We start from the raw sequence: 13,881 nt of genomic DNA on the forward strand, positions 1-13,881 counted from the left end.
CCCAAAAAGTGAATTACAAGAGATGTTCTTCTTCAAACAGCAATTTGATGTTCTCATAAGAATTCAGCAAGGCTTCTTTGATTTGCACTGGGTTAAGCCAAACGGCTTTATCAATCCCTTCATTGGCTTGCGGAAACGGAGTGCCTTCAAAAGTAGATTGCATTTCGAACCAATGCGTAATTTTCAACTTGTATTTTCCGTTGCGTCTGAAAACGTGATAGGTTTTTTGGAGTTTTTTGGTGATAGTTAGATTACTAACACCGGTCTCCTCCTCAACTTCTCTCATAGCGGTGTCTTCAATCTCTTCATTTTTTTCGATGCCGCCTTTGGGTAAATCCCATTTTCCGTTTCTAAAAATGAACAAAACATCGCCATCTTTGTTATAAACTAATCCTCCCCCTGCTTTGCAAACTGGAATTTTTTCTTTGAGTTTTTTCAGTATGGCTTTTTCATCGGGATAGTACAAAGAGGCTTTCTGAATTTTGTTCTGAAACATTTTGATGATGAGCTGTTCAATATCAATGCTTTCCAGCAAAAACAATTGAAAATCGGTTTCTTTAGCGATTTCATTTGTTAGAAAAAGAGGTTTGTCGTTGACAAAAACTTTATACATTTGTACTATGATTTTTAATAAAGACTCAGCCGAAAAAACTGCCGAATTGCTTTTACAAATAAATGCAATTAAATTGAATCCAAAAAATCCTTTTACATGGGCTTCGGGTTGGAATTCGCCAATTTATTGCGATAACCGACTAATCCTCTCATTCCCAGCGATAAGAAATTTTGTCCGAGAAGAATTTTCTAAACAAATTGAAAAAGAATTTGGAAAACCGGATGTGATTGCCGGAGTAGCCACGGGAGCCATTGGTATCGGGATCTTAGTAGCAGAATATATGGGATTACCCTTCGTATACGTTCGCCCAGAGCCTAAAAAACATGGCAGACAAAACCAAGTCGAAGGCTTTTTACAAAAAGGACAAAACGTTGTCGTGGTAGAAGATTTAATCAGCACGGGCAACAGCAGTTTATTAGCTGTAGAAGCTTTAAAAGAAGCAGGGGCACATGTTAAAGGCATGGTCGCTATTTTTACTTATGGGTTTGATGTAGCTGTGGATAACTTCAAAAATGCCAATATTGATTTAAAGACGTTGAGCAATTATGAAACATTATTAAACCTAGCCGTAGCCAAAAATTATATCACCGAAAAGGAATTGAAAGCATTACAAGAATGGCGTGAAAGTCCATCCACTTGGAGTGTGTAATGGAGAGAAACGAAGCAAGAGAAAAGAAATAAACAACAAACTATACACTATGAATTTAGAAAGTCCGAAAGTTACCGTAGAAAAATCAGCACAACATCTCTTTGATTCGTTATCGGATGTCAAGAATTTTGAAAAATTAATGCCTGAGAACATCGCTAAGTTTGAAGTGTTGGGAGATGATATTTTCAACTTTGGTTTAAAAGGCATGCCCGAAATCAAATTGAAAATGAAGGACAAAACTCCGAATTCCAAAGTAGTATTAGCAGCAGCTAGTGATAAATTACCTTTTACATTAACGGCTAATATTGACAGTCTTTCTGATACTTCAAGTGCGGTACAATTACATTTTGAAGGCGATTTCAATCCTATGATGGCGATGATGATTAAAGGGCCTATCTCTAAATTCATCGAGACTTTAGCAGAGAATATGCATAAATTATAAAACACTAAATTGTCTTTCCCGCGAAGGCGGGAACCTATAAAAAAAGCTACTCATTGAGTAGCTTTTTTGTTTTTATTTAACCGTAGTCAAACGCTTATCGATAACCCTTTCCATATAATCCTGGACGAATGCTTTACATCTCAATTCCAGCAAATTCATAGCGGCATTTCGTTTTAAGATTAAGTTGTGTTCCATCGCTTTGTCATTCTTATCATAGAAGCCGGTCGCTTTCATACCATCAAAAGTACAAATGTAATCGCCGCTCATAAATTGGTACATATCGGAACTGTACTTCACTACAAAGGGAGCCACTTGTTTGTCATTAATCAAACTTCTACCCCAACTTCTAAAAGGTTTTTGGTAGCCAATCATATCTAGCAGCGTTGGATAAATATCGATTTGTTGCGCCCAATCGTTGTTAACTCCCACATATTTTTCATTAGGAGAGAAAAACAAAATTGGCACCGTGTTTTTATTGAATTCCTTTGTGTATTCATCATAAGCAATCGTATTACAATGATCGGCTACCATTACAAAAATGGTGTTGTTGTACCAAGGTTCTTTTTTGGCTGCAGTAAAAAATTGCTTTAAAGCATAGTCGGTATACCCAATACTTTCATGAATGTTGACTGTTCCTTTTGGAAACTTACCTGCATATTTTTCAGGGACTTTATAGGGTTCGTGAGAAGAAACAGAAAAAAGAGTAGCCATAAAAGGTTGTTTCTTCTGAGACAAAGTCTTATTGTAAAATTGGAAAAAAGGTTCGTCCCAAATACCCCAAACCCCATCAAAATCAGCATCATTATTGTATTCGGTCTTACCATAATAATGGTCATAGCCTAAGATGTTTCCGAAACCAAGAAAACCCATTGAACCATTAGGGGCACTATGAAAAAAGGAAGTGTCATAGCCTTCGCTTTTCAAAGTAGACACCAACGATTCTATTTTCTGTTGAGGATAAGGAGATGATGTAAACGCATCTTTAAACGAAGGGATTCCAGCAATAACAGAAGACACTCCGTGAATCGATTTCCAACCATTGGCATACCCATTCGTAAAAATCAAACTGTGTTGCGCCAACGAATCTACAAAAGGCGTGTAGCTTTGATAATTGGGAATTTTAGTTCCTTTGTTAAAGGCTCCATTGTATTCTCTCGCAAAACTTTCAATGATAAAAATGACAATATTAGGCTTGGTAGGAGGATTATTTTTATACTGTTTTATCGGCACTATTAAACTATCAATTTGGGCTTTGGAAACTAGATTGACTTTCTTAAAGTTATTAAGATCCCAAGTTCGAATAATAGCAAAAGGCGTATTTAAAACTAAATTCGATTGCGAGATATTAGTAACATAACGGCTAGCGTCTAAAATATTAATAGGTCGGGTACTTTTCTTGAAATCGCCACGAATGCCTCCAATACAAAGCGTAACCACTACAAGAAAGGTTAGTATAGAGAACCCGAAGTATTTAGCATTAGGCGTTTCTTTTACGTGATGCACTTTAACCTTTTTGTACAAGTAAATCCAAGCAAACGCCAATATAAAGAACCATAAAAACACATCCCAAAAATGGACTATAAAATCAAAAAGTAAAAGCATCTTATTATTCTCATGCTCAAGAGTATCCAGTGAAGCAATCGTACTTCTGCTGAAGGTGTAACGGTAATAAATAAAGTCGACGAAATTGGTTGCGTACGCAATCAAATTGGTTACAAAATACAAGTAGAATAAAAACTTTTGAAACTTCTTTTTAGAGTTGGACAGTATCGGAATGATGGATAGTAAAATAAACAAACTATTTACATACATCAGCGCTGTAGTGTCAAAGGCTATACCGTGGTAACACAGCTCTAGAAAATCAGAAACGCTACCAACTTTTATTAAAGAACTATTATAAACATAGAATAAAACTCTTGCAACAGAGTAAAAAACGTAAGCCAATAAAATTCTATAGCCTAATACTTTATACTCCTGAAACCGTGGGTATTTTTTCATGAAAAAGTAAAATTTAAAGTGACAAAACTACATATTTCGGCTATATATTTTTTATATTTTAAATTAATATTGTGAATAAAACTATTATTAATTAATTTGCATTAAAATTACCATTCTAATGACGTCCATCACAAGACTTTTTGACTTTCCATACTATCAGCTTGAAAAAAACAATATGCCCAATTGTCTTGTCACCAAATACGACGGCAAATGGATAAAAACCTCAACTAAAGAATACCTAGAAAAGGCTAATACCATATCGAGAGCTCTACTTCGATTGGGAGTTCAAAAAGATGATAAAATTGCGGTCATTTCTTCCAACAATAGAACCGAATGGAATATTATGGACATTGGCGTATTGCAAGTGGGCGCTCAAAATGTTCCCATTTATCCCACGATTTCAGAGGATGATTATGAATACATTTTAAACCATTGTGAAGCTAAATATTGTTTTGTTTCGGATGAAGAAGTGTTGCGCAAAGTAAACCTCATCAAAAGCAAATTGACTAACCTTAAAGAGGTTTATTCTTTCAATGAAATTACGGGTTGTAAAAACTGGAAAGAGCTTTTGGTCTTAGGTGAAGACACCAGCAATCAGGATGTAGTAGAAGACCGAAAAAACCACGTAAAACCAGAAGAACTAGCGACCATAATTTATACTTCAGGAACCACAGGAAAACCTAAAGGCGTAATGCTTTCGCATAATAATATTGTTTCGAATGTATTGGATAGTGCCGAACGCATTCCATTTGAAGAAGGAACGAGTGTAGCTTTAAGCTTTCTTCCTATTTGTCACATCTTCGAAAGAGTAATTTTATATATTTATCAATATTATTCGGTCGCTATCTATTTTGCCGAATCAATTGATAAATTATCGGATAACATCAAGGAAGTAAAACCTACTGTGTTCTCTGTAGTACCTAGACTTTTAGAAAAAGTATACGATAAAATTCACGCTAAAGGCGAAGAACTAACCGGAATCAAAAGAGTACTGTTCTTTTGGGCTATTGCTTTAGGATTGCGATTCGAACCTTATGGTGCTAATGGTTGGTGGTATGAGTTCCAATTGAGCATAGTACGTAAACTAATTTTTAGCAAATGGAAAGAAGGTTTGGGTGGAAATTTAACGGTAATGGTGTCAGGAAGTGCCGCTTTACAACCAAGACTTATCCGAATGTTTGCCGCTGCTGAAATGCCTGTTATGGAAGGTTATGGTCTAACTGAAACTTCACCAGTAATCACTGTAAATGATCAAAGAAATAGAGGCTTTAAAGTCGGAACTGTTGGTAAAGTAATCAAAAATGTAACGGTTAAAATTGCCTCTGATGGAGAAATACTTTGTAAAGGTCCCAACGTAATGATGGGCTATTATAAAGATGAAGTATTGACCAACGAAGCCATTAAAGATGGTTATTTCCATACTGGAGATATTGGAGAAATTGACTCCGAAGGGTTCTTAAAAATTACCGACCGTAAAAAAGAAATGTTCAAAACCTCTGGCGGAAAATACATTGCCCCTCAATTAATAGAAAACACCATGAAACAATCCTTGTTTATTGAACAAGTAATGGTGATTGGGGATGGCGAAAAAATGCCAGCGGCTTTTATTCAACCTAGTTTTGATTTTGTGAAAGATTGGGCCAAAAGAAAAAATATAACTATAGGAACCACCAATGAAGAGATTATAGCCAATCCAGAAGTCATCAAAAGAATACAAGAAGAAGTAGATATTTCGAATGAGAAATTTGGCAACTGGGAAAAAATAAAACGTTTTGAACTAACCCCAGATGTTTGGTCTATTGATGGTGGACACCTCACTCCTACGCTCAAATTGAAGCGCAAAATCGTAATGGAGAAATACAAAGATTTGTATCAAAAGATTTATAACTAATAAGTTTACTGTTTCCTTTAAATAAAAACTGCCCAATATTGGGCAGTTTTTTATTTTAATTGGGTTGTTATAACGGAATATTACCGTGTTTTCTATTTGGAGTGTTAACCACTTTATTTTCTAACATACTAAACGCTTTAAGCAGTTTTCTTCGAGTATTTTTGGGTAAAATTACTTCATCAATAAAACCACGTTGCGCTGCTGTGTAGGGATTAGCAAACAACTCAGCATACTCTGCTTCTTTTTCTAATAATTTCGCCGCTGGGTCGGCTGCTTCACTAATTTCTTTTTTGAAGATAATTTCAGAAGCTCCTTTAGCTCCCATAACCGCAATTTCCGCACTTGGCCAAGCAAAATTCATATCGGCGCCAATGTGTTTGGAATTCATTACGTCATAAGCACCACCGTAAGCTTTACGAGTAATAACAGTTACTCTTGGCACAGTAGCTTCACTGAAAGCATATAGTAATTTAGCTCCGTGAACAATAATACCATTCCATTCTTGATCGGTTCCAGGTAAGAAACCAGGAACGTCTTCTAATACTAACAACGGAATATTGAAACAATCACAGAAACGAACGAAACGCGCTCCTTTAATAGATGATTTCACATCCAAACATCCTGCTAAAAACTTAGGATTATTGGCCACAATCCCGATACTTCTTCCTCCCAAACGAGCAAAACCTACAATGATATTTTCAGCAAAGTCTTTATGAATTTCAAAGAATGAGTCTTCGTCAATGATGTTGTCTATTACATCGTGCATGTCATAAGGCTTGTTTGCATTATCAGGAACTATTGTATCTAATTTTTCGCGTATTTCATCATTGGTAAAATAGGGCAATTTCGGAGTAGTTTCTCTATTGTTTTGAGGCATATAGCTCAACAACTTTTTGATGTCTTCCAAACATTCGATTCCGTTTGGAGAAGTAATATGTGCCACACCCGATTTTGTCGAATGCGTACTTGCACCACCAAGTTCTTCAGATGAAACTTCTTCGTTAGTTACGGTTTTAACCACGTTAGGTCCAGTAACAAACATATAACTATTCCCTTCTACCATCATGGTAAAATCGGTCATAGCAGGCGAATACACCGCCCCACCAGCACAAGGCCCCATGATAGCCGAAATCTGTGGAATGACTCCACTAGATTGTACGTTTCTATAAAAAATATCCGCATATCCTCCTAAAGAACGAACCCCTTCTTGAATACGAGCACCACCTGAATCATTTAATCCAATCATCGGGGCACCGCTTCGTAAAGCCATATCCATTACTTTACAGATTTTCTCCGCATGAGTTTCTGATAAAGCACCACCAAAAACTGTAAAATCTTGAGCAAAAACATACACTACTCTACCGTTAATAGTTCCGTAACCGGTAATCACCCCATCACCGTAATAGATTTCTTTTTCCATTCCGAAATCAGTGGTTCTATGGGTTACTAACATTCCGATTTCTTCAAAAGAACCTTCATCCATTAAATACGCTATACGTTCTCTTGCTGTTAGTTTCTTCTTGTCGTGGTGTTTGGCTATTCTTTTCTCGCCTCCGCCTAATTTGGCCAAGGCAATTTTATCGTTTAATATTTTGATTTTATCTTCCATTTTTTTTTATTTTTTAAACACATAGAAACATAGATTAATAATTTCATTTGTGTTGAGATGCTTCGCTTTATATAGATTACATAGTTACTATGAAAATCGAAGATTTTTCTATTTTATCTTTTAAAATCTTAAACCTCCTATGATTCTATGTGGTTTAAATTAATTTAATGTGTTAATATAAATCGCTAATTACTAATCACTAATTATTGGTAATCTTAAGATTTTGGCATCAGCTAAATATTGTTGTAAAGCTATCATCGCGGCAATTTCTGCTTCGGTGTCTAGATTGGCTTTCATTTTTTCAGGATTATAATACGCTTTCACAAAACCCGTATCAAAATCTCCGGAACGGAAGGCTTCGTGCTCCATAACAAATTTTCCAAAAGGTAAAGTTGTCGCTACTCCTTCTACATGATAATTATCTATAGCTTTAATCATCAACTCGATGGCTTCTTCACGGGTCTTTCCGTAAGTAACCAGTTTCGATAACATTGGGTCGTAGTAAATAGGCACTTCCATACCTTCTTCAATTCCGTTATCCACACGAATGCCTTCGCCCACAGGCAATTGATAAGTACTTAAAAGCCCCACATTCGGCAAGAAATCATTCATAGAATCTTCGGCATATACTCGAAGTTCCATAGCGTGACCGTGAATTACTAAATCCTCTTGTTTGATAGTTAGTTCTTCGCCTCGAGCTACTCGAATTTGTAATTCTACTAAGTCTAAACCAGAAACCATTTCGGTAACGGGATGTTCCACTTGCAAACGGGTGTTCATTTCCAAAAAATAGAAATTGTGTTTATCGTCCATCAAAAACTCTACGGTTCCAGCTCCAAGATAATCACAAGCGCGAGCCACTTTTACAGCAGCCTCTCCCATTTCTTTACGTTTTTCCGGAGTTAAAATAGACGATGGCGCTTCTTCCACAACTTTTTGATGACGACGTTGAATGCTACATTCTCTTTCAAAAACATACAACACATTGCCATGACTATCCGCCATAATTTGGATTTCGATGTGGCGCGGTTTGGTTACATATTTTTCAATAAAAACAGAACCATCTCCAAAAGCAGAAGTAGCTTCACTAATCGCTCTATCCATTTGGGAAACAAAATCTTCTTCTCTTTCCACGATACGCATTCCCTTTCCACCACCACCTGCAGAGGCTTTAATCAAAATAGGAAAACCTACTTCTTTAGCTGATCTTTTCGCTTCTTCAATATCTGTAATGGCATGGTCAATACCCGGAACCATTGGAATATTGTATTGCATCACTGCTTCTTTCGCTGCCAATTTACTTCCCATCATTTCAATGGCTTTGGATTTGGGTCCGATGAAAATGATGTTGTTTTTTTCGCATTCTTCCGCAAAAGCGGAGTTCTCACTCAAGAAACCATAGCCAGGATGAACGGCATCTACACTAAGTTCTTTACAAACTTCAATAATCTTATCGCCACGCAAATACGATTGACTAGAAGCAGCTTCTCCAATGCAAACGGCTTCATCAGCATATTTAACGTGAAGTGCATTTCTGTCGGCTGTTGAAAAAACGGCTACTGTTTTAATACCCATTTTCTTAGCGGTCTTCATTACCCTAATGGCAATTTCACCCCTATTGGCAACTAATATTTTGGTTATTTTTTTCATATTTTAAAGATTAAAAGAAGAAAGATCCTATCTTGTTTCTTGCTTCTTGTTTCTATTTTCTATTCAAATTCAATTAGTAATTGTCCTTTATCTACAGCGTGTCCTTTTTCAACAGCAATCGATTTAATCACTCCATCTCGTGGTGAAATAAAACTGTTTTCCATTTTCATGGCTTCTAAGATGATTAAAAGGTCGTTTTCTTTTACTTCTTGGCCCACAGCAACATTAATTTCAAGAATTAATCCAGGCATAGGAGCTTTGATAGCATTGATTACTTTAGTGCGTCCGCGTTCAATGCCCATGCTTTTTATCAACCGGTCCAAATCATTGGCTATCGCTACTTCATAAGTATTGTTGTTGACTTTAACAGTGTATTTTTTGGCCAAAAAATCAGCAGCTATAATTTCTGCTTTATAGGGTTTGGAATCTTGGAGAACATGAAATTTATTTTTTTCAACGCTGACAGCATCTAATTTTTTTAGATCGCTTTCAGACAAATCAAAAGAGAGGTTGTGATTTACCGAAAGTGTATAAGAGTTACTCATAATTCTTAATTTAAATTTGAAGTAAAAATAGGGATTCGAAATCGATTGCGAAATGATAAAAATCAATTTATTGCTTATTTAATATAGTTATGTGACATTTTTTACTGGATATCAGAAGATATGTGACTTACATCAAAGGATATTCGACTTCCATCAGAAGATATTGGATTACCAACAAAAGAAAAGTAGCTAACCGAAATTATGTTTATATTTGAATATTATGCGATTGAAGTAATTCACTAACAACACGCTAGTTACCTTTTTAATTTCTATTATCTAAATAATAACTCATAAATTATAAAACATGAAAATGAAACTACTCCTAAGTACTTTGCTAACATTACTGTTATTGACGGGTTGTAAAGAAAGTAAAACCGAAGATTCCATAAAAGCCAATTATTTGGATTTCTCCAAAAGAGATGACCAAGCTACTGGTGGTATCAAAATGATTCCCATTACTACACCTATTGGCAAGTTTAAGGTTTGGACCAAAACAGTGGGGAACAATCCCAAAATAAAAGTGCTTTTACTTCACGGAGGCCCTGGCGGAACCCATGAATTCTTTGAAAGTTTTGATGGTTATTTTCCGCAAGAAAGCATCGAGTATATTTATTATGATCAATTAGGGTCTTACTACAGCGATCAACCCAATGACAACAGACTTTGGACGACAGAGCGTTTTGTAGAAGAAGTGGAACAAGTCCGTAAAGCCTTGAAATTAGACAATACTAATTTCTATTTAATGGGACAATCTTGGGGCGGAATTCTTGCCATGGAATATGCACTGAAATACCAAAAGAATTTAAAAGGATTAATCATCGCCAATATGATGGCCAGTGCACCAGCATATAACAAATATGCGGAAGATGTGTTAGGTCCAAAATTACCAAAAGAAGTCTTTGACCAAATCAAAACTTTTGAAAAAAATAAAGACTACACCAATCCAAAATATATGGAATTGCTAATGAAATATTACTATTCAGAACACATCTTAAGAAAACCTGTTGAACAATGGCCTGAGTCTATCAACAGAGCTTTCAAACACCTGAATCCTAATGTATATGTGTTTATGCAGGGTCCGAGTGAGTTTGGAATCACTGGTGATGCTACTCTAAAAAATTGGGACGTAACTGCTCGTTTAAAAACATTGACTATCCCTACTTTAGCCATTGGAGCTCAATACGACACTATGGACCCCAAACACATGGAATGGATATCTAATGAAGTGCAAAACGGACGGTTCTTATATTGTCCTAACGGAAGTCATTGCTCTCAATATGATGACCAAGAACATTACTTCCCCGGAGTTATTAAGTTCTTGAAAGACGTTGATAATGGGACTTTCAAGAAAGAAACTAGTCATCAATTACAATAGAGGTTATTAACAATTACTGATTTTAAAAAGTTAACAATTAAACAGTTACCAAATTATTACATGCTCATTCTTTTAATACTTTTAATGTACTAACCAATTAAATTATTAATTATGAATGTTAAAAACTTTATTGTCGGTGGAATTGTTGGCGGAATTGTAGACTTTTTAATGGGATGGCTCGTTTGGGGCATTTTGCTGAAAGACACTTTTCCTAAACCTGAGGGCGCCGGAGCAGAAAACATGACCTTTATTTTCTTAGGATGCCTGTTTTTCGGATTTTTAATTTCTTATGTTTTTTCAAAAGGAGAAGGCATTTCTACTTGCATGAATGGAATTAAAATGGCTGTCGGTATTGCCTTATTCTTAGGCTTAAGTGATAATTTCTTTAGAAACATGTATAAAGAAGTTATTGATTTTAAGTTAATGGGAATTGACATTGTAGCTACAATGGTCGTAGCAGCAGTTGTAGGAGCCGCTGTTGCCGTAGTCAACGGTAAAATGAAGTAATTACATAGTTTTTATAATGAGAAAACGCCTGAGATTAAATTCTCAGGCGTTTTTTTTATTATAGGTAGTCTAAATACAAAGCCTGACTAATTGTTTTATTCTAACATAAAGCAACATTATATATTACCCTGATATATTATTCATGAAGATGGGGTATTCATTCATGAAGATGGGATATTCATATATGAAGATGGGATATTCATTCATGACGATGACATATTTATCTATGACGATGGCATATTTATCTATGACGGTGGGGTATGCATTTATGACGATGGAATATTTATCTATGACGGCGGGGTATTCATTCATGACGATGGCATATTTATCTATGACGGCGGGGTATTCATCCATGACTATGTACTATTTATCTATGATGGCGGGGTATTCATTTATGACGATGGCATATTCATTTATTGGCGTATCAATTAAAATAGGAGAAATAAAATAACATTTAATTAGTTTTTTAAGACCATTAAAAGTAAAAATGTGGGAAATATGCAACTTAATAAAATTATTATGCAAGAGTTAACAGATAAAAGGAATAACCTTTGTCGCTGTATCGTTTAACAGTTGTTTACCAACATTAAAAAAGGAATATGAATCTAAAAAGAATTTTTGGAGCACTACTTACACTATTAGGAATAGGAAGTCTCATCTATGCCGCACAAGTATTTCTGTCAGCAACAGAAAGCACTAGAGATATAAAAACACTAGTCATATATGGAGTCTTAGGATTACTTTTTTTTATTTCAGGTATCAATTTAGTAAGAACTACCAAGGATGAATCGTAGGTGTCAATATAAATTGAATTTAAACATATCGTTTTCCTCAATTTAAAGTGACTACCTTTGTATATATAATATTACATAGAAATCTATTTTGTGATATTGTTATTTATTATAACCCTTAAAAAAAAATCATGGATACTTCGGAACTTGACAAAGCTAAATCTCACATTATTGTTGAAATCATTCAATACATTCCCAATGCAGTGGTAAGCAAAACTATTATCAAAAAAACAACAGGAAACATTACAGCTTCCTCTTTTGACGCCGGAGAAGAACTGGAAGAAAAAATATCTCCCTATGATAATTACATTCAAATTATTGATGGAACTGCCGAAATAGTTATCAAAAAACACAAACACAAATTGTGCTTAGGAGAAGGAATCATTATTCCAGCACATGCACAACATAGCTTTAATGCTAACGAGCAATTCAAAATGATTTCTACCATTATTAAAAGTGGTTACGAAGATTAGAGCTTGCCCTTCCTAATTTTCATTTCTACTAAAAGTTACCGCATATTCGAAAGAAAAAATAAAAAATTAGTTTAACGTTGAAAGTGCAACGAAGTGCTTTTCAAATGAACTACCAAAAATGAAACTCTATATCAAATATATGGTCAGCTTGCGGTGCAAAATGTTAGTCAAAGAAGAATTAAAAAACTTGGGATTACATTATGTATTGGTAGAATTAGGCACTGTTGAAATTATAGAAAACATTACTCCAGAAATACGCGAAAAACTCAAAGCCAATTTACTTGAATCTGGTTTAGAATTGATGGATGACAAAAAAGCTATGCTTATTGAAAAAATAAAAATTGTCATCACCGAAATGATTCATTACAACGATGAATTACCCAAAGTAAACTACTCCGAATACATCAGTAAAATAATGGGGTATGATTATACTTATTTGGCGAACATCTTTTCTGAAGTCAAAGGAATTACCATAGAACACTACATCATTGCCCACAAAATTGAGAAGGTAAAAGAGTTGTTACTTTATGACGAACTCAACCTCACCGTGATATCCTATAAAATGAACTACAGTAGTGTTTCGCATTTATCCACCCAATTCAAAAAAGTTACTGGCTTAACCCCTACTTTCTTTAAAAATCTTAAAGACAAAAAGCGGAATACTCTTGACGAAGTGTGAATCTTGCAATTTAAACTGATTATTGTGTAACCTAGTAACGCTTCAAAAAGTAAACCTTTGCCCAAAAAAGTCAAAAAATAGAGAATTTGAAACTATATATAAAATACATGGTCAGTACCCGTTGCAAAATGATGGTAAAAGAGGAACTTAAAAAATTAGGTTTACACTTTATGATTGTTGATTTGGGCGTGGTTGATATTATGGAGGACATCTCGGATAACACAAGGGCCCTTCTCAAAGCTGGTTTATTAGAATCGGGATTGGAACTTATGGATGACAAGAGAGCCATCATGATTGAAAAGATCAAAAACGTAATCATTGAAATGGTGCACTATGCAGAGGAGCCACTAAAAGTGACTTTCTCAGAATACCTTAGCGAAAAATTAGATCAAAACTATACCACGCTTGCCAACTTATTTTCGGAAGTACAAGGAACCACTATAGAGCAATTTGTGATTTTACACAAAGTGGAACGCATCAAAGAACTTATCATTTATGACGAACTGAACATTACGGAAATTGCCTGGAAAATGAACTACAGCAGTGTAGCCCATTTATCTACACAATTTAAAAAAGTAACGGGTTTATCGCCTTCCCATTTCAAACTACTTAAAGACAAACGAAGAAGCCCCATTGAAGAAGTAGGCAATTAATGTTAA

At 35.2% G+C, this 13,881-nt stretch carries 13 protein-coding genes; 8 read left to right on the plus strand and 5 right to left on the minus strand.

The features are described 5' to 3' along the window. Nucleotides 1-13 precede the first annotated feature (13 nt). Nucleotides 14-613: an NUDIX hydrolase gene (locus tag OLM53_RS04385; protein ID WP_264521834.1), complete on the minus strand. Its 600-nt coding sequence runs from the start codon at nt 611-613 to the stop codon at nt 14-16. 7 nt (nt 614-620) lie between these two features. On the opposite strand from OLM53_RS04385, the gene pyrE reads away from it, so the two are divergent. Together pyrE and OLM53_RS04395 are read left to right on the plus strand one after the other, a co-directional pair. Continuing rightward, nucleotides 621-1,262, plus strand: coding sequence for an orotate phosphoribosyltransferase (gene pyrE / locus OLM53_RS04390; protein ID WP_264521835.1), 642 nt, complete (start codon nt 621-623; stop codon nt 1,260-1,262). Nucleotides 1,263-1,311: 49 nt separating this feature from the next. After that, a complete protein-coding gene (locus OLM53_RS04395; RefSeq protein ID WP_264521836.1) occupies nt 1,312-1,704 on the plus strand; it encodes an SRPBCC family protein in 393 nt (130 codons plus the stop codon). A gap of 72 nt (nt 1,705-1,776) precedes the next feature. Here OLM53_RS04395 and OLM53_RS04400 read toward each other — a convergent pair whose 3' ends face one another. Further along, nucleotides 1,777-3,702 (minus strand): LTA synthase family protein, encoded by a 1,926-nt coding sequence (locus tag OLM53_RS04400; RefSeq protein ID WP_264521837.1) that lies wholly within the window; start codon nt 3,700-3,702, stop codon nt 1,777-1,779. Between the two features lie 118 nt (nt 3,703-3,820). On the opposite strand from OLM53_RS04400, the gene OLM53_RS04405 reads away from it, so the two are divergent. Beyond that, nucleotides 3,821-5,593: an AMP-dependent synthetase/ligase gene (locus OLM53_RS04405; protein ID WP_264521838.1), complete on the plus strand. Its 1,773-nt coding sequence runs from the start codon at nt 3,821-3,823 to the stop codon at nt 5,591-5,593. A 67-nt stretch (nt 5,594-5,660) separates the two neighbouring features. Here the strand turns inward: OLM53_RS04405 and OLM53_RS04410 are convergent, their stop codons facing one another. The 3 genes from OLM53_RS04410 to OLM53_RS04420 all read right to left on the minus strand — a co-directional run bounded on the left by OLM53_RS04410 (nt 5,661) and on the right by OLM53_RS04420 (nt 9,397). Then, on the minus strand, nt 5,661-7,202 hold the full coding sequence (locus OLM53_RS04410; protein WP_264521839.1) for an acyl-CoA carboxylase subunit beta: 1,542 nt from the start codon (nt 7,200-7,202) through the stop codon (nt 5,661-5,663). 192 nt (nt 7,203-7,394) lie between these two features. Beyond that, complete coding sequence (locus OLM53_RS04415) at nt 7,395-8,852, minus strand: acetyl/propionyl/methylcrotonyl-CoA carboxylase subunit alpha (protein WP_413614255.1); 1,458 nt, start codon at nt 8,850-8,852, stop codon at nt 7,395-7,397. Between the two features lie 59 nt (nt 8,853-8,911). Beyond that, nucleotides 8,912-9,397 (minus strand): acetyl-CoA carboxylase biotin carboxyl carrier protein subunit, encoded by a 486-nt coding sequence (locus OLM53_RS04420; RefSeq protein WP_264521840.1) that lies wholly within the window; start codon nt 9,395-9,397, stop codon nt 8,912-8,914. Between the two features lie 304 nt (nt 9,398-9,701). On the opposite strand from OLM53_RS04420, the gene OLM53_RS04425 reads away from it, so the two are divergent. The 5 genes from OLM53_RS04425 to OLM53_RS04445 all read left to right on the plus strand — a co-directional run bounded on the left by OLM53_RS04425 (nt 9,702) and on the right by OLM53_RS04445 (nt 13,875). After that, complete coding sequence (locus tag OLM53_RS04425; protein WP_264521841.1) at nt 9,702-10,772, plus strand: proline iminopeptidase-family hydrolase; 1,071 nt, start codon at nt 9,702-9,704, stop codon at nt 10,770-10,772. A gap of 111 nt (nt 10,773-10,883) precedes the next feature. Further along, on the plus strand, nt 10,884-11,279 hold the full coding sequence (locus OLM53_RS04430) for a hypothetical protein (protein ID WP_264521842.1): 396 nt from the start codon (nt 10,884-10,886) through the stop codon (nt 11,277-11,279). Nucleotides 11,280-12,201: 922 nt separating this feature from the next. After that, a complete protein-coding gene (locus tag OLM53_RS04435; RefSeq protein ID WP_264521843.1) occupies nt 12,202-12,543 on the plus strand; it encodes a cupin domain-containing protein in 342 nt (113 codons plus the stop codon). 118 nt (nt 12,544-12,661) lie between these two features. Continuing rightward, complete coding sequence (locus OLM53_RS04440; protein WP_264521844.1) at nt 12,662-13,222, plus strand: helix-turn-helix domain-containing protein; 561 nt, start codon at nt 12,662-12,664, stop codon at nt 13,220-13,222. 107 nt (nt 13,223-13,329) lie between these two features. Continuing rightward, entirely contained in the window at nt 13,330-13,875 is a 546-nt protein-coding gene (locus OLM53_RS04445) for a helix-turn-helix domain-containing protein (RefSeq protein ID WP_264522418.1), read from the plus strand. Nucleotides 13,876-13,881 lie beyond the last annotated feature (6 nt).

This window comes from Flavobacterium sp. N1994 (assembly GCF_025947145.1).
Lineage (GTDB): Bacteria > Bacteroidota > Bacteroidia > Flavobacteriales > Flavobacteriaceae > Flavobacterium.

Coding starts and splice junctions, on each gene's coding strand:
- OLM53_RS04385 (WP_264521834.1), bottom strand. CDS start 613: ATGTATAAAGTTTTTGTCAACGACAAACCTCTTTTTCTAACAAATGAA.
- pyrE (WP_264521835.1), top strand. CDS start 621: ATGATTTTTAATAAAGACTCAGCCGAAAAAACTGCCGAATTGCTTTTA.
- OLM53_RS04395 (WP_264521836.1), top strand. CDS start 1,312: ATGAATTTAGAAAGTCCGAAAGTTACCGTAGAAAAATCAGCACAACAT.
- OLM53_RS04400 (WP_264521837.1), bottom strand. CDS start 3,702: ATGAAAAAATACCCACGGTTTCAGGAGTATAAAGTATTAGGCTATAGA.
- OLM53_RS04405 (WP_264521838.1), top strand. CDS start 3,821: ATGACGTCCATCACAAGACTTTTTGACTTTCCATACTATCAGCTTGAA.
- OLM53_RS04410 (WP_264521839.1), bottom strand. CDS start 7,202: ATGGAAGATAAAATCAAAATATTAAACGATAAAATTGCCTTGGCCAAA.
- OLM53_RS04415 (WP_413614255.1), bottom strand. CDS start 8,852: ATGAAAAAAATAACCAAAATATTAGTTGCCAATAGGGGTGAAATTGCC.
- OLM53_RS04420 (WP_264521840.1), bottom strand. CDS start 9,397: ATGAGTAACTCTTATACACTTTCGGTAAATCACAACCTCTCTTTTGAT.
- OLM53_RS04425 (WP_264521841.1), top strand. CDS start 9,702: ATGAAAATGAAACTACTCCTAAGTACTTTGCTAACATTACTGTTATTG.
- OLM53_RS04430 (WP_264521842.1), top strand. CDS start 10,884: ATGAATGTTAAAAACTTTATTGTCGGTGGAATTGTTGGCGGAATTGTA.
- OLM53_RS04435 (WP_264521843.1), top strand. CDS start 12,202: ATGGATACTTCGGAACTTGACAAAGCTAAATCTCACATTATTGTTGAA.
- OLM53_RS04440 (WP_264521844.1), top strand. CDS start 12,662: ATGAAACTCTATATCAAATATATGGTCAGCTTGCGGTGCAAAATGTTA.
- OLM53_RS04445 (WP_264522418.1), top strand. CDS start 13,330: ATGGTCAGTACCCGTTGCAAAATGATGGTAAAAGAGGAACTTAAAAAA.